The following is a 22,787-nucleotide window of genomic DNA, read 5'->3' on the forward strand; positions in this document are numbered from 1 at the left end:
AATATGGATGTTAAAGATCTGGAGGATCTATATTTATCTTGCAAATCAGACCTCTTTGGCTATCTATTGAGGATATTGCATAACAAACAGGATGCTGAAGATTTGTTGCATGAGTGTTTTATTCGGTTTATAAGAGCTTCGCCTGACTTGCCCCAAGATCGTATTCGGTTTTACCTTTTGAGAATTGCCAAAAATTTAGCTATAGATTTAATCAGAAAACGAAAAAAGATGGAGGAATACATTTTACGTAAGGGGCTGCTCCACTATCACTGGGATATCCTTGATTTTGAAATTCAGGAGGAGGTCAATCAAATTCTCTTGATGGCAAGTAATACCGAGCAAAGAACGGTACTTGAATTGCGATTAGTCCAAGGATACTCCATAAAGGAAACGGCTAGAATTTTAAACAAGAGTGAGAATGCAGTGAAGTCTTCGCTTCACAGAGCTTCCCAACGTATTAAATTGAGATATATTTCTTGAACTGATTGGATGAAAAGAGGAGTAGACATAGAGTCTGCTCCTCTTTTCGCTCAATACAGAGATAAAACAATAAGATCGATATTTTCCACCATAATAGATAATAAATATCCCCTTTTTTTGGATTGTTTCTATTTATAATGAAAGCGCACCCATAACAATCAAAGGAGCTGATTTGTTTTGACACGTAACAAACGCTTAAGAAGATTGTCCACCGCCATGTTAACGGTGCCTATGCTCACGATGTTCGCTTCAAGCGCAATGGCAGAGCAGGAATCGAACGGACATAAGCCTCCGGTTTCTACTGGAAGCGGCGTATTTTATGAAATTTATATCAATTCTTTTTATGATTCGAATGGAGACGGACATGGTGATTTGAAAGGAATCACACAAAAGCTTGATTACTTAAACGATGGAAAACCCCATTCGGGTAGGGATTTGCAGGTCAGCGGCCTCTGGCTTATGCCCCTAAATCCATCTCCAAGCTACCATAAATATGATGCAACTGATTACTATCAGGTGGACCCACAGTATGGGAGTCTAAATGATTTCCGCACCTTGATGAAAGCAGCGGACCGAAAGGGCGTTAAGGTGATCATGGACCTTGTTATCAATCATTCAAGCAGCGAGCATCCATGGTTCAAGGAGGCCAGTGCCAACCCGCAAAGCAAATTCCACGACTATTACGTATGGGCGGATGAGAACACAGATTTGGAAGAAAAGGGCTCGTGGGGTCAGCAGGTATGGCATAAGAATCCGAATGGCGAAGGGTATTTCTACAGTACGTTCTGGTCGGGCATGCCGGATCTGAACTTTGACAATCCCGAAGTCCGCAAAGAAATGATCAAAGTCGGCAAGTATTGGCTGCAGCAAGGTGCAGACGGGTTCCGACTTGACGCGGCGATGCATATTTTTAGAGGACAGACGAAAGATGGTGCGGATAAGGACATTGCCTGGTGGAGTGAATTTCGTTCCGAGATGGAGAAGGTAAATCCAAATGTATATCTGGCAGGAGAGGTATGGGACAAACCGGAGACCATAGCTCCTTATTACGGACAGCTCCACTCCTTGTTTAATTTTGACCTGGGCGGAACGATTTTGAAGTCCGTGAAAAACGGCCGAGATCAGGGTATCGCGGCATTCGCCGAGAAAACGCTGCAACTGTACAAATCATATAATAAGGCGGCACTCGATGCTCCGTTCCTGAGCAACCATGACCAGACTCGTGTCATGAGCGAGCTAGGCGGGGATGTGCGAAAAGCCAAGCTGGCCGCTTCCATTCTTTTAACGCTTCCGGGTCAGCCGTTCCTCTATTATGGCGAAGAAATTGGTATGAAGGGAGAGAAGCCTGATGAGTTTCTTCGTGAGCCTATGCGCTGGTACAAGGGAGAGGGCCCTGGTCAAACGACATGGGAGAAACCCAAATACAACAAAGGCGAGGTATCAGTGGAAGCGCAGCTGAGAGACGATGATTCCCTGCTGGAAAGCTATCGCACACTCATCCGTCTGAGGGAAAAACATGAAGCTTTACGCAGCGACAGTCTGCAACCTATACAAGCAGGCTCTGCCAGCGTGGCCGCATTTAAACGTACTTCAGGCAAAGAAGCACTGTATGTATATCATAACCTGTCTGGAGAGCCGGTTACCTTGCAGATGAAAGATCCCGATAAGGGTAAATGGAAAGTGGTCTTCTCCACCTCAAAGGATGTGAAGGTGAAGAAAGGAACAGTTAAAATTCCGGCTTACAGTTCTCTGATTACCGAAGAAGACAGAAAGAGCTGAATATACGCAAAATTACCGTTCAGATGAAGCAGGACATATATCGTTGAATCCAGTTTGGGGTGTTAACAGCACCCCTTTTTTCTATTGAACCGGAAACGTACGTGTTCTAACTATACCGATTTGACGTAAAGCACGCCCCTTAGAGTACACACAGGGAAGGAAAAATGACATTCTCCAGTGTATATTCCAAGGGGCATTATTTAATACCCTCAATCATAGTAAAGATCGGACGATTCCATATGATTATAAAGGGGGTATGCCTTCCGGTATGTTTCGACTCTTGCTCTTGGCAAGCAACTGCTCATCAAACGGCAAATTCTCTTTGATCGCCCACAGATCGTCATAGCTGAGAATACAGCGATCAGCTCTGGACAGATCCTGCCGGCCGGAGCCGGGGTTATGGAAGCCGATACAGTACATTCCTGCACTTTTGGCTGCCTGGACCCCGTTATGTGAATCCTCAATAACGATGCAATGGGCTGGTGCAATGCCTAGCTGCTCGGCGGCGTATAAGAAGATGTCCGGTGCCGGCTTACCCTGCAGTACCTCTTCACCGGTGATTCGAATGTCAAAGTAACGGCCAAGTCCTGTCTTTTCCATAATGAGATCAATCAGCGCCCGCGGAGAGGAAGAGGCCACCGCGACCGGAATCCCTTTCTCTTGCAGCCAGTCCAGCCACCGCTCCAGTCCATCGATCGCCGCAAGGCCCTCGTGTGCAATCATTGTCTGCATCACATTTTTTCGGTGATAGGACAAGGCCTCTTCCACCGTATTGGTGAGCTGATGCCTGTCCAGCACTTGACGCCACATGGATTCGAGTGTCACTCCGACATAGGTGTGATGCTCTTCTTCCGTCATGGGCGCACCGAAATGGGCAAAGGAGCTGCGTTCGACCTCAAAGTAGATCGGTTCGCTGTCTACTAACACCCCGTCCATGTCGAAAATGACCGCTTTGACTGGAACGGACGCGGATAGGTCTCCTGTGCATTCATTATTCGTCGGTGTAACATGATGGATGCTCGTCATGTCCATTCTCCCCCTTGTTAGTAGCTAAATTTAGTTGTCGGAGCCACTAGATTGCAGCACAATCTTGATCGCCTGAGACGAGGGCTGAAGTGTCCGCTCGCTGATATTGCATCCAAGCGTCTTAAAGGCTTCATGGTAGTCATCCAGCGGATACGAGTGGGTAATGATTTTTTTGGCGGGAATGATTTGCTGCTCAATCAGGTAATGCGCCGTGGAGAACGTGCCCAGAGAATCAATCGAACCGATGATTTTAAGGCTACGGTCAACTACCTCTTTCGGATTAAACGAGCTTATCCCATCTCTCAGCCCCACCAGCATCAAATACCCGCCGCTCGCAAGCTGGCTTAGTACCTCAGTGCCGACCACTCCTGTGGTGTCCACAATCATGTCCACCTGATTTTTTAACGGAGCCAGCTTATGAATGGCCGATTCCAGTGTGGCGTGCGCGGACCACCGTTCGGGGGCAATAGAATCCGCTATGGCGAGCCGTTCCTCCGAGATGTCAACAAGGCAACCAGTTACGCCTTTCGAAGCAAGAGCATAGCTGTACAGAATCCCGATCGGACCTGCGCCTATAATAACGGTTGTGAAGTTCGGCAGCAGGTTAATCTGGTTGATTCCGGTCAGCATACAGCTCAGCGGCTCGGTCAGCGTCGCTTCTTCGTAGCTGATATGGTCCTTCAACTTGTACAAAAAACGGTCCTCAGTCACATAATAATCGGTGAACGTACCGTCTGCGCTGACTCCGGTCTCTGTTACGGATTTGTGTGTGCAATGATTTTGTCTTCCTGTCCGGCACATTTCGCATTGGCCGCAGTAGTAAGTTGGATCAATCACCACTCGGTCTCCAGGCTGCAGTGAACTGACGGCTGGTCCTACAGCGATCACATCCCCCGCTGATTCGTGCCCCAAAATCGTAGAAGGCACGGCATGATATTTGCCACTGATGATACCTAGATCCGTACCGCATACGCCAGTCGCCCGAATCCGGACGAGTACATCGTTATCTTTTTTTATCTCCGGGATAGGTCTTTCCTCAAGTGCGACATCCCAAGCTGATTTATATACAAGTGCGAGCATGTATAATTCCTCCTTTTGCTTATTGGGCAGATCGTTAGTGAAGGGTAGCAAGAACGGCGTCAAGCCGTTTAACAATTTCGGCAATCTCATCTTCGGTAGCCGTGAGGGAAGGTCTGACTTTGACCACATTCCCATAACCGTAACGGGAACCTCTCAGAATTAATTGTTGTTCCTCAAATGCGCGATCGATAATCCCGTTGCTTTTCACTGCATCCGGGGCATCGTCCTCGTCTACAATTTCCAGTCCCCACATCAGTCCGACGCCACGAGCCTCACCAATGCAATCATACTTGTCGGCCATCTCCGTCAGTAGGGATCCGAGCAGGCTTCCTTTGGACCGGACGGCTTCCAGAAAACCGGGCTCGGTTACAACCTCCAATGTGGATTTGGCTGCCGTGACCGAGATCAGATTGCTGCCCGAAGTAAAGGAATGTTCGTGCTTCTCCAGGACATCGAGACGAGACTGCATCAATACCGCCGCAACCGGGACTCCAATACCACCCAGACCCTTAGCGAGAGTAATAATATCCGGTTGGATGTCAAACAGTTCACTTGCGAACATGTAACCTGTCCGCCCGATTCCGGTCTGCACTTCGTCTGCAATCAGAATCATCCCATGCTCGTCGCATAGCTGACGGAGGCGCTTGAAATATCCTGCAGGCGGGATGATATTACCTCCGTTGCCCAGAATGGGTTCAATAATCATGCAGGCCACAGACCCTGAGCTTCCATACTCAATGGCGTCCGATATAGCGTCAATACAATGATGACCACACTTGTCTGGTGAAGAATTAAAAGGACAGCGATAACAGTAGGGGGCAGGCACATGCAGAGAATTTGCTGCAACTGAGTTAGGGAAATTCTTGCGACGAAAGGCATTACCGGAAATGCCTGTTGCAAACTGGGTTTGTCCATGATGTGACAGATGCAGACTGATGATATCGGTTGCTCCGGTGTATTTTTGGGCCAGCTTCACAGCACATTCGTTCGCTGTGGAGCCGGTAATATCTCTCATCCATCCGGCGTCTATGCCGTTCGGGGCATACTGGATTAGATGATCTAGGACTTCTTCGACATAAGGCTCTGTAAAAGTAGAAGACATGTGTGCAAGATTGCCGACTTGCTCCTGTACTTTGCTTACGACATGAGGGTGGTTATAACCGAGCGACAAGTTGAAGGTGCCGGATACGCCATCCAAATACTCCTTACCCGAATCGTCAATTAGAGTAATGCCTTTACCATATCTGAAACGTTCTTTGGTCAACGTATGCACGATATTTCCCCTCCATATCAGAATATACATTCTTATTAAGTCATCTTTATAAAGTCTACCACCCTATCAGAGCATAACGAGGCTGAACTCACCTCCCCAAAATAAGAAATCCACCTTCCTTGCCCTCATGGACAAGGGAGCATAATCCGGTGCTTCTGCGATAGGCCTCACCTCCCCTAAGAACTAAAACAATATCATCCTTCCTTGCCCTGATGGGCAAGAGAGTCAACGACTCGGCTGCCCCGATCATTCCACAGATGCGTGAGAATAAGTGCCAGCAGCAAAATCAGAGTAAACCCTCCTAAAATCCAGAGGCTAGCCGCCACTGGCCATTCGCTCATGCTCCAGCCAATTACATATTGAAGCACCGAGCCGCCAATTCCGCCCGACGCAATCAGAATGCTGGTCGTCCGCTCGGTCATTCCTGGAATCAGCACGTTGGCATAGACAAGCGCGATACAGAAGAGTCCAGACATGAATAGACCTGCACCGAAAATTATTAGGTATGTAGCCCATTGGCTGGATATAAACACCATGGCAACCAGGAAACAGAAAGTACCGATTGCACTCCATAGCAGGTAAGGAATATATCCTGCTGACTCTGCAATCCTTCCTGAGAACATACGACCAATGATCATTGCAATCCAAAGCACGCTGACACCCAGCGAGGCTACGGATCCTTGAAGATGTAGCGTCTCTGTCAGAATAGAAGGTAGGAAGTTCATGAGCCCCAGTTCAAGACCCATATAAACAAAGAAGAATATAATGAAGATTCCTAGCAATACACGATGCTGTCCAGAGTAACGGGCTTGTTCAACTGAACGTTCAGTAGTTCGGATGTCTGCTTGGGTAAGGTGAGAGGAGGCGGATGTAGGCATGGTAAGCCACAACAGCGCTAAGACAAAAGTGAGAAGGGAGATGGTGTAAAAGGTTAGATTCCACATTCCAAGCCAGATATACAGGCTAACGATCGCCGGAATAAGCAGTGCACCAAGTGCAAAGTAGACATCCAGCTTAGACATGGCCACGGCTTTTTGCTCCTCCGTGAACTCAATGGTAAACGCTCCGATGGACGATTCAATGATGCCTGAGCCGAAACCAACCCAGATGGCCATTGCGATGACCCAATTCCATGAGGGTAGTACACCCAAGATAATGCACGCTGCCACGATACTACCCAGGGCTATGGATAACATGGACTTGCGACCCAGATGCAGAGCCATGAAGGGGGTGAGCAGAACACCGACAAGAAATCCGAAAAACTGCAGGAACAGCAGTAATCCACCATCGCTGTACCCCCGTCCATAGTGAGATAGTAAAGTCGGCAGTAATGCCCCAAGCACCACACTGGTGACGCCGATTAACAGATAGAAAGCACAACTTAAAGCGAATAGTCTCTTCAAGGCCTGTCCCTCCAGTAGGTCATATTTTTTATATGAGTATTTTTTTTACTAGAATATACCATCACATTGGAAATGTATATATATTTTTATATAGGAAATGTAAAAAATTAATTTGACAATTTTACACGTATTTAACTTCAATTATGTTTAATCCAGTTAAGGTGAAACCTTTATCTAAAGAAACTGCAAGCGGCAGGAGGGAATAAGATCAGTCCAAATTGTTCTCGAACGCCAAACGGCTCATAATTAAGTCATAACTTTGAGTTTGCAATAATGTTAGTAAGGATACCTAGTAAAGATGCCTAACAGTTGCTTTACTTCATAGCAACTATGATTGATAGGGTAGAAAAACGAATGTTAAACGCTTACAATTCAAAAGGGAGAGGGAATTTTATTCGCTAGTTGAGAAGGAGAAGCATAAAGAAGGGAAGAAAGGAATGCAGTGCAGCATAATTATCATTAGTCATGTGCACGGCTTTTTGAACTTTACTGCAAAAGGAGTCTACCAAAATGAATTTTTATTTAGAAATCCCGGAGCTTGACCGACATTTTCCTTTCCGGAGTTTTATTAATAAAGGCGACGTGCTTTGCTATCCTCATTGGCATAAAGAAATTGAAATTATTTATGTGACCCAGGGAACCTTGGATCTGGGAATTAACGATATTTCGATACGCATGAAACAAGGTGAAGTTCAGTTTATAAATGGGGGGGATGTTCATTATTTCTTGGCCTCTCCCGACAGCGAACGGGTGGTTATTCAATTTGATCTGAGCTTTTTTCAAGAGGTTTCCACATTAAGTGATCAGAAACGCCCTCTAAGATATATATTTACGGAGATGGAGCAATCAAGCTGGAACTGGCCAGAAGAAACAGCAGCTAAAATGCTTCCTCTGATTCAAAGCATTTATGATGAGAACGTCAACCGACACGAAGGCCATGCTTATATGATCAAAGCCAAGGTGTTTGAGATGTTGACTCTTATTATGCGTGAAGTGCCGAGAAGCATAACCCCAAGGCTTCCTGAACTCTCAGAAAGAACCTTAACACAATCCAAGGACACTCTTTATAAACTGGAACGTATTTTTGAGTATGTGGAATGTCATTATCATGAAACCATCTCGCTGAAGAATGTCGCTGATTATATGGGGTTCAGTCCTTATTATTTCGCCAGGCTGTTTAAGAAGAATACGGGGATGACCTTTGTAGCATTTTTGAATGATTACAGACTAAATAAGGCAAAATGGATCTTGTTGAATGAAAACAATCCGATTACTGAGGTCGCAGAGGCGGCAGGGTTCAGTAGTGTAAAGACGTTTCATCATCTCTTTAAGGAAGCGACAGGAACATCACCATTGAAATACCGCAGGACAATATTCGGGAATAAAACAGCAAGAAATGAGGAGGAAAGCTTTTCATGAGATTTGTATGATAGAGCTATCCGACGAAGTGAAGGGTGAGTTACGAAGACATTAAGATTTATGGATACGTGAGCAACCGATTGATATGCGGTGGGCTTAAATCAGGAGTGGAGGAAGATGAAAATGGACAATCGTATATACAATGTAGTCATCATCGGTTATGGAGGCATGGGAAGCTACCATGTTCAATTGATCGAATCTAATCAGCAACTTGCCGTTGGCGGTGTATATGATATTGTCGATTACCGGATGGAACTGGCTGCGGCTGCCGGCTATAAAACCTACGCGAGCCTGGACGCCGTTCTGGCCGATGAGGCCGTCGATATTGTTTTGATAGCAACACCTAATGATGTTCATAAGGAAATCGCGATCCAGGCGCTACAAGCCGGAAAGCATGTCATTTGCGAAAAACCGGTTACGATAACGAGCGCGGATTTCTTGGATATTGTTGAGGTGGCAAAGAAAGAAAATCGTGTGTTTACGGTACATCAGAACCGTCGATGGGATGAAGACTTCCGAATTATCAAAGATATAATTGGCAATAAGACCGTGGGCGAGCTTTTCCAGCTGGAATCGCGAGTTCAGGGAGCTAATGGCATTCCAGGTGACTGGCGGCAACTAAAGGCGTATGGAGGAGGAATGCTACTGGATTGGGGAGTACATCTGTTGGACCAGCTGCTTCAGATTACGGACAGCAAAATAGAAAGCGTAGCTGCTACCCTAAGCTATATTTTGGGGACTGAAGTGGATGACGGCTTTGCCAGCTTTATTGAGTTCAAGGACGGCCTGACCGCAGTCATTGAAGTGGGTACAACCAATTACGTAAAGCTGCCACGCTGGTATATTAAAGGAACCGAAGGAACCGCAGTGATTCGAGATTGGGATTTGAGTGGAGAGATCGTCACCCGAAATCCAGATGTTGCTCACGTGGAACCCAAGCCGATTCAAGCAGGTCAAGGATTGACGAAAACGATGGCGCCGCCGTCTGAGGAATCTACCCTTAAGTTCCCGATTGAGAAAATACCTGCTGCTGCAGAAAGCTTTTATGAGAATTTTGTCTCCACCATCGAAGGAAAAGCGGAGATTGCGATCAAAAATGAAGAAGTACACCGTGTATTGGTGCTGATTGAGACGATTTTTGAGGCGGCAGCAACCAAAAGCGTGATTCGAAGAACTATTTAGATTTGCTCTATTTTTCGATCCATCATAAGAGAGATATATAGGAACCTGGAGAGAACCAAACAGATTTATTCAATGAAATTTTGGGATGCATTTAAGTAATCAGTAAACCTTTGAAATGGTGAGCAAAATAATTTTGCCCACCATAAAACTCAAGCGGGTACCGCTCCACAACCGAATTCTATGGCTTGATCATTTTTAAGTTGCTGAGATTTCGAATAGGTTTAATTTACACGTAAAGAGAAGAAGATGTTTTTACATAAAAATTAAATCCGCTATTTCCTCCTTATAAATCAACACATTTCACTCTAAATCTTCCATGTAAACATAAAATAATCCATGAAAGACCTAGAATAATCAGTATTAAGATAATGACATTCCTAGGAGTGTCGGTGATTTGGGGTTTTAAAAACACACTCATAAACATATGGGTGTGTTTTTTGGTGTTGAGAATGAGTCGTTCATGCATTAACAGAATTTTATCATGATTAAGTAATTCGCCAAATCACTCATCATTGATTGAAAGTAGCCCAGGTAACAAGATGATGTAACATTTTCCACAGCTTATTACGTTAATGTAGACACCTTAACGTACTTAAGAGTATTCTTATGTGTACTTAAGAGGGATCCCATCGCAACCAAAACCAATGAATATGTAAGTATATAAAGGAGGCCCATATATATGAAGTCTCATACCTCTGACCGTATTAAAATCCCGCCAGGATTGTGGACAGGATTATGTCAGTTAGGGTTTGGCGCCCACGACGTAGCACGTAAAGCACGACTGCCGATCACCATTATTACTGAACCAGTAGTCACCACCGCCCAATATTTCGCGATCTGGCAGGCATATTCTGATCTCATTGGTGACACAGCCCAAGGAATCATCAAGCTTGTGACCGTCTTTGATACAGCGAAGTACCCACCGACTGTCTTAGCGACTTACCACGCTCGGGACTACCGCGACGCTCTAAACCGAATGGCTCGGTACAAACAACTGTGTCCCCCGGAAAACCTACATATCACGGAGGAGGGCGAGCACTGTACAATTGATCTGGAGTGGCTATCTCCCGAGCAGTCTGGTCCGCCGATGCTGGTTGGTAGCACGCTGGCTTGTCTTCTGGAGATTGGGCGCCGGGGCACAGGTCAACCTTTGAAAGCGCAGCTTGTTGAATTTTCGCACTACATGGGCGATATGCAAGCCCTTGAAGCTTATTTCGGCTGTCGTATCCGGATTGGTGCAAAATGTAACCGATTGACGCTACATCGAAGAGACCTGGACCGCCCCTTTGTCTCGTACAACGAAGAGTTGCTGGAAATCTTGACTCCTGTTCTGGACCGATCGTTGGATGAACAGCAGCGCAGCCGTTCAATTACCGAGATGGTCAAATGGATCATGAAACGCAGCCTTACAAGAGGGCGCCCCGACATTCAGGCTGTGGCGAAGGAGCTCAGTATGAGCGATCGTACCTTGCAGCGCCGGCTTACTGACGAAAATACGAGCTTCAAGATTCTATTGACAAAAGCTAGACATGAGCAGGCACGAGAGTACTTGGCAGACCCCTCGCTCGATATTAAAGAGGTAGCATTCTTGATTGGATACGAAGATCAAAACTCGTTTTACCGCGCCTTCCGCCTATGGGAGGGGGATACACCTTCAAATTGGCGAACTGAACATTTAGGTACAAACTCGATATCAGGAGCACACTAGGACTGCCTAATGAGTTTTGTCATTTGGCGTGTTAAACAAGAACTTTGGCGCAATATGCTAGTTACTGGACAATCCAGACAAGATAATATAATCACTATCCGGAGCACGAGACTGTTTAAAAAAGGAGAAGTGTATTATGGATATGGGATTAAAATATAAAACAGCTTTAGTTACAGGATCAACGAAAGGCATAGGTAAAGCAATTGCCATTGAACTAGCCAAAGAAGGTGTTAATGTACTAATTAATGGACGAAATTATGAAGAGGTAGAACGAACTGTAAATGAAATTAAGTCAGATTTCCCAGCTACCTCCCCTCAAAATGCTACAGCCGATATTGTGGATATTGGACAAAGAGAAGCCTTATTTGAAAAATACCCCGAAATTGATATTTTAGTTAACAATATGGGTATTTATGAAATTATGCAATATGTGGACGTAGACGATGAAGTATGGGAAAAATACTTCCGCACTAACGTTCTTGCTGCAAATGGACTATCAAAATTTTATTTACCTAAAATGTTGAAAAATGATTATGGTCGCCTTATTTTTATTGCGAGTGAAGAAGCAATTATGCCTTCAGGACAAATGCCTCAGTATGGTATGACAAAATCTATGTTGTTGTCATTGTCAAAAAGCTTATCTAAATTAACAATAGGAACAGAAGTTACAGTCAATACGATCATGCCGGGACCAACGCTCTCTGAGAATGTGCACCAAATAATTGAGAGTATGTATCCTCATGAAGATATGACTTTTTCAGAAAAAGAGAAAGATTTTATGGTTACAAACCTGCCTCAATCTGAAATACAGCGATTTATCAAGCCTATTGAAATAGGAAGACTAGCTACATTTGTATGTAGCCCTTATGCATCTGCATTTAAAGGTTCTCCAATCCGTATGGATGGAGGAATGGTACCGACTATTTTTTAGCGTTTGTGGAGAAACTTGCTGAAATTACGCTGACATTGCGGAACATTATGATAAGATGAAGTCAAATTTCACTCGAGGGTAGGATGAGGATCATGAACCAATTTGCTATGTATGGAAAGTTGATGGCACTTCCAGGGCAAAGGGATGCTCTTGCAGGCATCTTGCTAGAAGCGGCCGATCTGTTGAAGTCGAATACTGACTGCTATTTGTATATAGTCAATGTGTCAGACGACGACCCGAATGCGGTGTATGTGACCGAAGTGTGGAAAGATGCAGATGCTCATGCAGCCAGTCTTAAGAACGAAGAGGTACTGGCGTCGATACAACGCGGCCGACCGTTGATTGTCGGAGCGGAGCCTATTAAACTGCGTGCCCTAGGCGGAAAAGGCCTGTAGGGTTATCACTCAAATAACGAGTATTCTAATCACATTAATGAAAATTATTGTTGCATATTACGCTGAAGGAGTTCAAGCAGCTAAGTTATGTTTTTAGATATTTAAAGGTCGGAGGCTACATTCGATGTGCAATCCCAGATGGTTACTTTCCGGATGAATGGTATCAAAATATAGTCAAAATCGGAGGACCTGGGAAAACGCTTTTGTAACAAGTGAAAGGTCAGCAGATAAAATTGGCCTTGGTATAATAAGGGTAATTCACTAAGGAGAGATTTTATTGTCTAGAGCTGTTCTTTACTAATCCAATTCCATAAAAAGGGATTTTCATGTACTTACTATTTCTCTGCCCAATTTTTGTATTACGGGTGGGATTTGAAAGCTTCGGAATTAGTTAAGAACAACGGATATTACCAGGTCCTTAGGGATACCTGTTATAATGAGTCCAATCCGTGTTGTTTCAGCGCGGATTTTTTTGTGGCCCAAATAGCAGTTGATATGAGGGTAGGAATGACGTATGTTCATTCCTGCCCTTTTCTAATTTTTAGCAAAGGGGGATAGAAGGGAATTACTCACTCCATCAGTTCTAAGAATTTGTTATTGAAGTTAGGATTTCAAATTTGTCACAAGGATGAAGAATTGCTTTATTGGAAATATCAAATGAAGAAAGTAGGAGGGGTTTAGCAGAAAGGAATGCGAATACTGGAGGGTGAAGTTCGCTAAAGTAACTGAGAACGATAGTTCAACGCTATTTTCTCATTAATATCATCATTTTCTTTTGAAATGCCGATATGAAATTGAGTCTAGAGAACTATTTTATACATAAATTTTACCTAAAGGAAGTGGAAAGAGATGTTGAAAAAGAAATGGCTTATCGCCCCGTTGGTTGCGACGACACTGTTTTTCGGTCAATCTGCCTTCGCGGCAAACACGTTTTCTGATGTGGAAGGAACAAAATATGAATGGGCTGCCGAATCAATTCGTTCCATGGTCGATAAGGGCATTGTCAAGGGCTATGAAGATGGGACCTTCAAGCCAAGCAAAACCATAACGAAAGCGGAATTTGTACATATGTTTCACAAGCTTTTTCCAGAAATTGATCGTTCTTCCGGCGAATCTTCCGATTTTGTGGATGCGCGTAAACACTGGGCGAATAAAGATTTTGCAGCAATATTCAACGGGGACTATGTTTGGCCGTATGCTGAAAGTGTTGGGGGAAAATATCCAAACTATCAATTCTATGTCAAGCCTGACAAACCACTGACCCGCTGGGATGTGATGATGATTGCCTCTCTTCGGACGAATTATACCAATCAGACGCTTCATCCTGAGATTGAGGAAGTGATCTCCGCAGCTGCGCAGTACAAGGATATGAAAGTTCGTCAAGCCAATTACAATGATAATTTCTCGGCCTACTATCCGGTGCTGTACATCGACAAGACTGGAGAAGAGTACTCCTATGATGGAGATTCCCAGGATCAAAAGGCAGAAGCATTCTACACCCTAACCAAGATGGGGGTCCTTACCGCTAATGAAGGATACCTTCACCCAAAAGCGCTAGTCACACGGGCTGAAGCTGTTACCATTTTACAGCGTTTGTACGAGGCCACAACGAAGTGATTTTTAGGATCAATGATGATCAGATAAAAGCAAAAAAAGATTCAACAAATGCCTTCATTTACACCTCTACACCTCAAAGGGTAGTGCTGTTAGGTTTTGATAAGCCGAATTCAGAAAATAAACAAATCTAAAAGTATGTTGATGAATATGTGGGAAAATTGAGATTTCAAACCGCTGATCTGAACTGAATATCTACCTGCAAGAGGCTTGTCATTTTCGGACAGATGTTCAGTTTGACGCTGTGTTCTCCAATGCACCTTGCACTGGATCAAGGATGCTCTTGGATGTCACATCTGCTGACAAAGAGTCCATCTACCCGCCATTGAGGCGAAGATTAAGCCAAATCTTAACCAAGGAGGTCAGTGGATGATCGACACTATCCGCTTGCTCATTGTAGTCATTAAGGAAACTACATAAGGAGATAAACGGCTTTGCAGTTTTCTACTTATTTAGCTACGTATCTATGACGATGCCTAAACGTCGATTACTGGAAGGACAATAACTATGTATATGAAGTCGCCAAATTGGCGGCTTTTTTATTTTAACGACAGATGCCAGTTATTAGCTTTCACGAAAAAAGCATCCGCAGTTTCGCGCGGAATGACTGCAACGCATTACAAGTTGGTTGCCAAGCAAGAAATATAATCACAATCTATTACTTGCGTTTATAAAATATATGTATTATATATCACTGTACTTTAATTCATTTTAATGTTTATATTAAATTAATAGCCTTAATCTATATTTTACTACACTCATCTATGATGCTGAAGTTTCTAAGTATCAAGTCTGAACTTCCAGCACACTCCAGTTTTTTTTTACACTTCCCAGACTACAAACACACTTTTATTTCTAACTACATCTTGAAACTCAAAAACGATTCACTTTTACAGTCAATTACTGTTTTGCTGTATCTATCTTAAATACATAGGAATGTGAACATCTGAATCCCAAAAAACATTTTTGTTTTACCGCCTTTTATGGTGAGGAAAGGGGTTAGACATGAGTAGCATGACTTTGCTTTTTTCGGGACAAGGGTCTCAGTATGTCGGGATGGGAGCGGCATGGCAAGGAGGTTTTTCAGAGGCAGATCTCATCTTTGAAGAAGCTGCTGATATTTTGGGATATGATTTGAAAACTTTATGTATGGAAGGACCCATCTCCCAATTATCAAGAACATCTTACACCCAGCCTGCACTACTCACGATCAGTGTAATCGCATTCAAACGTTACATGCACGATGTTGGGATTATTCCCGAATTTGCGGCAGGGCATAGTTTGGGTGAGTATTCTGCATTGGTAAGCAGCGGAGTCTTGTCGTTTGGCGATGCTTTGCGGGTGGTACAAGAACGGGGGCGCTTTATGGAAGAAGCCTCAGAGGCCGGAGTGGGTTGCATGATTGCTGTTCGGGGAGCTAATTTAAAGCTGCTAGAAGAGCTGTGCGATCACTATGCAGTAACCAGTCAGCCTATTACCATCGCTTGTTATAACTCTACTTATCAATACGTCGTTTCTGGTCATCATGACTCTGTTGCTACGGTGGAAGGGCAATTAGAGCAACGTGGGTTCCAAATTACCCGTTTGCAGGTAAGCGGCCCTTTTCACAGCTCGCTTATGCAGCATGCTGCTGATCGATTAGCATTGGAACTGCAAAAATATACGTTTCATGAACCGCTGTGGCCTGTCATTTCTAATGTTACAGCAATGCCATATACGGATGCCAACAGCATTCGTCAAGGTTTGCATTTGCAAATGATCCATCCAGTGCGTTGGATACAAACGATGCAGTATATGGAGAAACATGGGGTGAAGCAGGGAATTGAATTAGGACCGCGAACGGTGCTGAAAAACTTGGCGAAGGAAACCAACATCGCTTTTGAAGTTCTTTCCTTGGACAGAGACTTGGATCGGATTGAACTGGAACGTCGTTTTTCGCTCCGTGATTGGTTGGTCAAACCACTGGCGGTGGCGGTGTCTACACCCAATGCTAATTGGAATGAGGATGAGTATCATAATGGGGTTATTTTACCTATTCGCAGGTTGGAGGAGTTACTCAAAAGCATAGAATCGGGCAGATCTTCTTCTGCTTATAAACTAAGACGCGAAGCGCTGGAGTGTATTCGCCTGATATTGCAAACCAAACAAGTATCTGCAGGAGAGCAGGAGCAAGTTTTAGACCTTTTAAGGAGGGATCAGAATGGAGCAGTTTCAAACATTAATTGAAATCATTCAGGACCGAGCCAGTAGAGCTGAAAACGGGATTATTTTCATTTCGGGTGATACACAGGAGGAATATGTAAGCTACAGTCAACTTCTGGAGCAAGCACTGCAGGTGCTTTATCAATTGCAGGAAAAAGGAGTACAGCCTGGAGATAAGCTGATTATGCAAATTGAAGAAAATCACACCTTTGTGAATGTGTTTTGGGGCTGTCTGCTCGGAGGAATCGTCCCCGTACCTGTAAGTATCGGGAATAATGATGAACATAAAATGAAGCTGTTTAAAATCTGGAGTACCCTTACTTCCCCTTACATGATTGCGGATCATAAGGTATTAGAGCAGCTAGAAAAGTATTCTCACCAGCATGAGATGCTGGATTTCTTTGATTCTGTAAAAAAAGCGACCTTTTCTAGCCATGATTTTGATTATTCCGATCAGAACAAAGGGATCATTCATGATTCCAGACCGGAAGATTTGGCGTTTATTCAATTTTCCTCTGGTTCGACAGGTGATCCCAAGGGAGTCATGCTAACGCATGAGAATCTCGTATACAATATTCGGGATATCGCCAGTCAAACGGGAATGACTTCAAGTGACGCGTATCTAGGCTGGATGCCGCTCACACATGATTTGGGATTGATCGCTTTCCATTTAACCTGTGTCATTGCTCATGCTAAGCAGCTTATTATGCCGACAGCACTTTTTATAAGACGTCCGTCTTTATGGCTAAAAAAGGTGTCGGAACATAAGGTGACTCAAATCTGCTCTCCTAACTTTGGCTTTAAATTTTTCCTGGATCAATATAAATCTAAAACGGCGGATAACTGGGATTTGTCAAGTGTTCGCATGATTTTAAATGGGGCTGAGCCCATATCGGTGGAGCTTTGCCATGTGTTTATGGAAGCCATGAGTGCACATGGATTAAAAAAAAATATCATGTATCCTGTATACGGCTTGGCAGAGGCAAGCGTAGGTGTTTCTACTCCACCTTTGGATAAAGATAATTTTGTTACTATTCATTTAAATCGGCAGCAACTGCATGTAGGTGAACCTATAGAAGAAGTAGATTCAACTGATAAACGTTGTCTTACATTTGCGGATTTGGGCTACCCCATGGCCAGCACCTCTGTTCGTATTTGTGATGAGCAAAATCAGGTGCTAAAGGATGATGTAATCGGATACACCCAAATTAGCGGCAAAAATGTGACTGCCGGGTACTATAACAATCCCGAGGCTACCGCAAAGGTCAAGACAGAAGATGGCTGGCTCATTACCGGAGATTTGGGTTTTATGAGAAACGGACGATTGGTGATTACAGGCAGAGCCAAGGATATTATTTTCGTGAACGGCCAGAACATTTATCCGCATGATATCGAAAGGATTGCGGAGGAACTGGACGGGGTGGATCTAGGGAAAGTAGCCGTCTGCGGTGTACATGATGCACAAACTAGACAGGATCGTATTGTTGTTTTTGTGATGCACACGAAAAAAATAGAGTTATTTTTGCCACTAGTCCAAAGGCTGAAAAGCCATTTGAATTATCGGGGAGGATGGCATATTCAAGATGTAGTTCCAATCCGCCGTATTCCCAAAACTACTAGTGGAAAGGTTCAGCGCTACAAGCTGGCTCAGAGCTACGAGCAGGGAGAATTTGATGTAGTTTTGGCATCCCTGACCGAGGCCGCTCGAAATATACAGGAAGGGAACTATGCCCCTGTGCCTCAGGGTGAAATCGAGCAAAAACTGATTGGGATCTGCCAAGCTATTTTAAATGTACAATCAATTGGGAAGGAAGACAGCTACTTTGATATCGGCGTAACTTCCTTACAACTCGTTCAGATCGTGGACCAATTAGAGGAACAACTCGGGATTCATATTGAGGTAACGGACTTCTTCTCTTATCCGACTATCGCCAAGCTAGCTGGATATATATCCAGTCAGAATTTAGGTCATAAGGTGATTATAGCACCGCAACTGGAATCCAAAGAGGAGTCGGAGGACCGGGATATCGCCATCATCGGTATGTCAGGTAAGTTTCCTCAAGCGGAAACATTGGAGCAGTTTTGGACGAATGTGGCATCAAGCGTTGACAATATCGGCCCGTACAGCGACGAAAGAAGAAAAGATGCCGAAGATTTCATTTCCCGTCTGAATACGGAAGGAAGGAATATGCAAATCGCAGAAGGCGGCTATCTGGATGAAGTAGACAAGTTTGATTACTCCTTCTTTAAGTTGACTCCACGGGAAGCCTCACTCATGGATCCGAATCAACGTTTATTTCTACAGACAGCCTGGAGTACGATTGAGGATGCGGGGTATGGAGGGAAGCAGCTGGCTGGCAAAAAGGTCGGTGTGTATGTCGGTTTTTCCAAAACCAGCTTTGAATACGAGCGTTTGTTGTCCGAGGTGGAACCAGGCGCGATTCCAAACTTTGCCATTGGTAATTTATCGTCCATTATTTCCAGCCGGATTGCGTATTTGCTTGATTTAAAAGGCCCAGCACTGACCATTGATACGGCATGCTCCTCGTCACTCGTGGCGGTGCACCTGGCATGTAAGTCGATTTTAAATGGAGACTGTGAGATGGCTTTGGCCGGTGGAGTGAAGACTATTTTGCTGCCGTTGAAAGCTGGTATTGGCATGGAATCCTCCGATGACCGGGCACGAGCATTCGACGATCAGTCGGACGGCACAGGCTGGGGAGAAGGCGTTGGAGCCGTTCTCTTAAAGCCGCTTCGTCAAGCGGAAAAAGACGGAGATCACATTCTGGGTGTGATCAAAGGAAGCGCGATTAATCAGGACGGCAGTACGATTGGAATTTCTGCGCCCAATGCGCTGGCTCAATCAGAAGTCATTTCGCAGGCGTGGCGTGATGCACGGATTGATCCCGAGACAGTGAGTTATATTGAAGCTCACGGTACTGGCACCAAGCTGGGTGACCCCGTTGAGATTAAGGGCATTACCCAGGCTTTCCGCAGATTTACACAGCGCAAGCAGTTTGTGGCGATAAGCACGGTCAAAACGAATATTGGGCATTTATACGAAGCTGCTGGGATTGCGGGATTGATCAAATGTGTGCTGTCGATGAAGCATCAGCAGATTGCACCGCTCGTTCATTTTCGCACACCCAACCGGAACATCCATTTCGAAGAATCTCCGGTGTATGCCAACACTAGACTAAGGGAATGGAAGACAGACGGATTTCCGAGAAGATGCGGGGTGAGTTCCTTTGGCTTCAGCGGGACAAACTGCCACGTGGTGCTGGAAGAATATATAGCGAAAAAGGGTGCGGATCAAGAAGCCACCGACCGAAAAAATGAATCATCGCCATTGCTGCTGACACTGTCCGCGCGAAGTGAAGGAGCTTTAAGCGAGTTGATTGCACGGTACGTGGATCGCTTTGAACATGAGGAAGAATTGCAGATGGAGGATGTCTGCTATACGGCTAACACGGGCAGAAGCCACTTAACATACCGAGTGGCTGTGATAGCCGAAGGAGCGGAGGCTCTGAAAGCGAAATTACTTCAGCTTCATGAGCAGGGCAAGGCCATTGAAGGTGTATACATTGGAAAAGTAGATAGCAGTGGTGGTACAAAAACAGCCGTCGGAAGCTCAGACACTTTGCAAGCACTGGAACAAGTAGCAGTGAAGTACGTACAGGGGGCACAGATAGACTGGGACACGCTATACGCAGGTCACTCGTACAAAAGGGTTTCTTTGCCTACGTATCCGTTTGAAAAGAAAAGGTGCTGGATTCATGTGCCAGAACAGATTCGAGCGGAGCAGACTGCATCCGTTTATAAAAATACAATAGTAAGGGAGTCTGAAATTATGGAGAATGAGTATTCGACGTCAGCGTCGTTTACTGAACAGCATAAATCTTCCATTCAACAAAAGTTAGCGAAAATGATCGGTAATGTATCACAACTTAGTCTTGAGGAACTGGAACCGCAAACACATTTTCTAGAACTAGGGCTGGACTCCATTAATTTGTCCCAGGTCCGCCACAGTATCAAGGATACATTCGACCTGGATATCCCAATGAATGAATTTTTTGAATCGCTGACCACGCTCGAACTGTTGACTAGCTACGTTGCAGATCAGGTGAGTATTTCCTATTCAGACGAGACAGCAGCAGTTGGTGCTGTGGAAAGACAACCGAAAATACCCCTTAATCGGGTAGATGCTACTACAGTATCAACTTGGACAGGGCAGGAATCCAGCGCAATTGGTACATCGTCTCATGGAATAGTTACGTCCGGGCAAGAGCCATCTCAAAGCACAACGGTTATAGAGACTTCTGCGAGTGTCGAGAAGATTTTGCAGCAGCAGCTGCATGTGATGTCACAGCAGCTTGATGTGCTCCGAACTCAACCGGGAAGGGCTTTACCGTCAGAAAATATAGAAAGCGCAGAGAGCATTGAAACCAAACAGGAAGTCGCAACTGCATTAGCTACTGTTCCACCGGTACTAGCTGTTCCGAAGAAGGCAGTCCATGAAGCAAAACCGTTTACGCCATATAAAAAGCTGGAGGTCAAAGCCCATGAATTGCTTTCACACCGACAAGAACAACATCTGCAAGAGCTGATTGAGCGCTATACTGCTCGGACGCTAAGCACCAAGCAATACACTCAGCAGTATCGGTCTGTCTACGCGAATAACCGTAATGTAGCTGGCTTCCGGCCTATTTTAAAGGAAATGGTCTATCAAATTGTATCTCAACGTGCAGACGGGTCCAAAATTTGGGATTTGGATGGGAATGAATATGTAGATTTGACCATGGGTTTTGGTGTTAATCTGTTTGGACACAATCCAGCCTTTATTCGTGAAAAAATTGAGGCAGAGCTAAAGAACGGCATGTGTGTCGGACCCATGTCCAACATGGCAGGACAAGTCGCCGAAAAGATTTGCAAGCTGACCGGTGTAGAACGGATCGCCTTGTACAATTCCGGCACCGAGGCGGTTATGGTTGCCCTCCGTTTGGCGCGTGCTGCCACCGGGCGAGCTAAAGTAGCCATTTTTGCTGGCTCCTATCACGGTACATTCGATGGGGTGCTTGCGTTGGGTAGCGCTGGCAACAATAAGGAGCATTCCACACCTCTTGCTCCTGGCATTTTGCAGCACATGGTTGATGATATCGTTGTACTTAACTATGGAACGGACGAATCGCTGGATTATATACGTACCCATGGGCAGGAGCTGGCTGCTGTGCTAGTGGAGCCGGTGCAAAGTCGTCGTCCTGATTTTCAGCCGAAGGCCTTTTTACAGGAGGTTCGCCAGATCACGGAGCAATCTGGTACAGCTTTTATTTTTGATGAAGTGATTACAGGCTTCCGAATTCAACCGGGAGGCGCTCAAGCGTGGTTTGGGGTACAAGCTGACCTTGTGACTTACGGTAAAGTTATTGGCGGAGGGATGCCAATCGGTATCGTAGCAGGGAAAGCCGCCTTTATGGATGGGATTGACGGAGGCTCCTGGAGCTTCGGAGACGATTCCTATCCTCAGAATGAGCATCGCCGAACCTTTGTAGCCGGTACGTTCTGTCATCATCCGCTGGCGATGGCGGCATCTTTGGCGGTGTTGGATTATTTGGAAAACCACGGGGAGCAGCTGCAAAATCGGTTGAACAGCCATACTTCGGCGTTGGCAGCAGAGTTAAATAGTTACTTTACCGATGAGCAGATACCCATAAAAATTGTTCACTTTGGCTCACTATTTCGCTTCGTACTCAAGGGCGATCTGGAGCTTTTCTTCTATCATATGCTGGAAAAGGGTATTTACATCTGGGAAGGGCGGAACTGCTTCTTGTCGACCGCTCATACGGAGGAAGATATTGCGTTGATCATACAAGCTGTCAAGGACAGTGTAGATGAACTGCGTAAAGGGGGCTTCTTGCCCGATCTGACCCCGAACGGGAAAGGCCCAGGTCCAGGTAAGCAAAGATTGCCTATATCCGACCCTTCAGAAGCATCGACAAGGGACGCGGATGAAATGGTCATCCCACTAACCCCGGATCAAAAGCAGTTCTGGTTCGCTTAATGCCAAGAAACGAAGTGACTCCCGTTCTGACACGCGAACACATTAATGTGAGACGTTAAGTGAATTGGCCAATCCCGTATTGATTTTGCCGAAAAATTGAATAAAGTGCACTTCGACGTCTTTACGCTTCAAATTTGATGAAATGTCAGGTTCTATTCTTAGGACTTGGCATTTTTAGTAGTGAGGGCATCAGTTATGTAAAAGCCAATCGGAGAAAATCACAATTGGACTGTGAGG

At 44.9% G+C, this 22,787-nt stretch carries 14 protein-coding genes and 1 pseudogene; 11 read left to right on the plus strand and 4 right to left on the minus strand.

The window, feature by feature from the left end; genetic code table 11:
* Positions 1-3: 3 nt before the first annotated feature.
* Positions 4-480 (plus strand): RNA polymerase sigma factor, encoded by a 477-nt coding sequence (locus MKY75_RS11765; protein ID WP_029518484.1) that lies wholly within the window; start codon positions 4-6, stop codon positions 478-480.
* A 177-nt stretch (positions 481-657) separates the two neighbouring features.
* A complete protein-coding gene (locus MKY75_RS11770) occupies positions 658-2,259 on the plus strand; it encodes an alpha-amylase family glycosyl hydrolase (RefSeq protein ID WP_340885370.1) in 1,602 nt (533 codons plus the stop codon).
* 243 nt (positions 2,260-2,502) lie between these two features.
* Here the strand turns inward: MKY75_RS11770 and MKY75_RS11775 are convergent, their stop codons facing one another.
* From MKY75_RS11775 to MKY75_RS11790, 4 genes are all read right to left on the minus strand, one after another.
* Positions 2,503-3,285, minus strand: coding sequence for an HAD family hydrolase (locus tag MKY75_RS11775; RefSeq protein ID WP_029518482.1), 783 nt, complete (start codon positions 3,283-3,285; stop codon positions 2,503-2,505).
* 30 nt (positions 3,286-3,315) lie between these two features.
* A complete protein-coding gene (gutB1, locus tag MKY75_RS11780) occupies positions 3,316-4,365 on the minus strand; it encodes a 2-amino-2-deoxy-D-mannitol dehydrogenase GutB1 (protein ID WP_029518481.1) in 1,050 nt (349 codons plus the stop codon).
* A 34-nt stretch (positions 4,366-4,399) separates the two neighbouring features.
* Positions 4,400-5,668 carry an aspartate aminotransferase family protein gene (locus tag MKY75_RS11785; protein WP_238438022.1) on the minus strand — a complete coding sequence of 423 codons (1,269 nt, stop codon included), beginning with the start codon at positions 5,666-5,668 and terminating at the stop codon, positions 4,400-4,402.
* Between the two features lie 164 nt (positions 5,669-5,832).
* Entirely contained in the window at positions 5,833-7,041 is a 1,209-nt protein-coding gene (locus MKY75_RS11790) for an MFS transporter (RefSeq protein WP_029518479.1), read from the minus strand.
* 510 nt (positions 7,042-7,551) lie between these two features.
* On the opposite strand from MKY75_RS11790, the gene MKY75_RS11795 reads away from it, so the two are divergent.
* The 9 genes and pseudogenes from MKY75_RS11795 (at position 7,552) to MKY75_RS11835 (ending at position 22,550) form a co-directional block, all read left to right on the plus strand.
* Positions 7,552-8,460, plus strand: coding sequence for an AraC family transcriptional regulator (locus MKY75_RS11795; RefSeq protein ID WP_029518478.1), 909 nt, complete (start codon positions 7,552-7,554; stop codon positions 8,458-8,460).
* A gap of 117 nt (positions 8,461-8,577) precedes the next feature.
* Positions 8,578-9,642, plus strand: a complete 1,065-nt coding sequence (locus MKY75_RS11800; protein WP_039275006.1) for a Gfo/Idh/MocA family protein — start codon at positions 8,578-8,580, stop codon at positions 9,640-9,642.
* 679 nt (positions 9,643-10,321) lie between these two features.
* Entirely contained in the window at positions 10,322-11,350 is a 1,029-nt protein-coding gene (locus MKY75_RS11805) for a helix-turn-helix transcriptional regulator (protein ID WP_165150592.1), read from the plus strand.
* Between the two features lie 136 nt (positions 11,351-11,486).
* On the plus strand, positions 11,487-12,281 hold the full coding sequence (locus tag MKY75_RS11810) for an SDR family NAD(P)-dependent oxidoreductase (protein WP_165150594.1): 795 nt from the start codon (positions 11,487-11,489) through the stop codon (positions 12,279-12,281).
* Positions 12,282-12,373: 92 nt separating this feature from the next.
* Complete coding sequence (locus MKY75_RS11815; protein WP_165150596.1) at positions 12,374-12,676, plus strand: putative quinol monooxygenase; 303 nt, start codon at positions 12,374-12,376, stop codon at positions 12,674-12,676.
* A 58-nt stretch (positions 12,677-12,734) separates the two neighbouring features.
* Positions 12,735-12,870, plus strand: a pseudogene (locus MKY75_RS11820) (class I SAM-dependent methyltransferase); the annotation flags it as partial.
* A gap of 655 nt (positions 12,871-13,525) precedes the next feature.
* Positions 13,526-14,293 carry an S-layer homology domain-containing protein gene (locus tag MKY75_RS11825; protein ID WP_340885371.1) on the plus strand — a complete coding sequence of 256 codons (768 nt, stop codon included), beginning with the start codon at positions 13,526-13,528 and terminating at the stop codon, positions 14,291-14,293.
* A 1,002-nt stretch (positions 14,294-15,295) separates the two neighbouring features.
* Positions 15,296-16,516, plus strand: a complete 1,221-nt coding sequence (gene fabD, locus MKY75_RS11830) for an ACP S-malonyltransferase (protein WP_165150600.1) — start codon at positions 15,296-15,298, stop codon at positions 16,514-16,516.
* Positions 16,491-22,550: an aminotransferase class III-fold pyridoxal phosphate-dependent enzyme gene (locus MKY75_RS11835; RefSeq protein ID WP_340885374.1), complete on the plus strand. Its 6,060-nt coding sequence runs from the start codon at positions 16,491-16,493 to the stop codon at positions 22,548-22,550. The genes fabD and MKY75_RS11835 overlap by 26 nt, the downstream gene beginning before the upstream one ends.
* Positions 22,551-22,787 lie beyond the last annotated feature (237 nt).

The organism is Paenibacillus sp. FSL L8-0663 (genome assembly GCF_038008125.1).
Taxonomy (GTDB): Bacteria; Bacillota; Bacilli; order Paenibacillales; family Paenibacillaceae; genus Paenibacillus; species Paenibacillus polymyxa_D.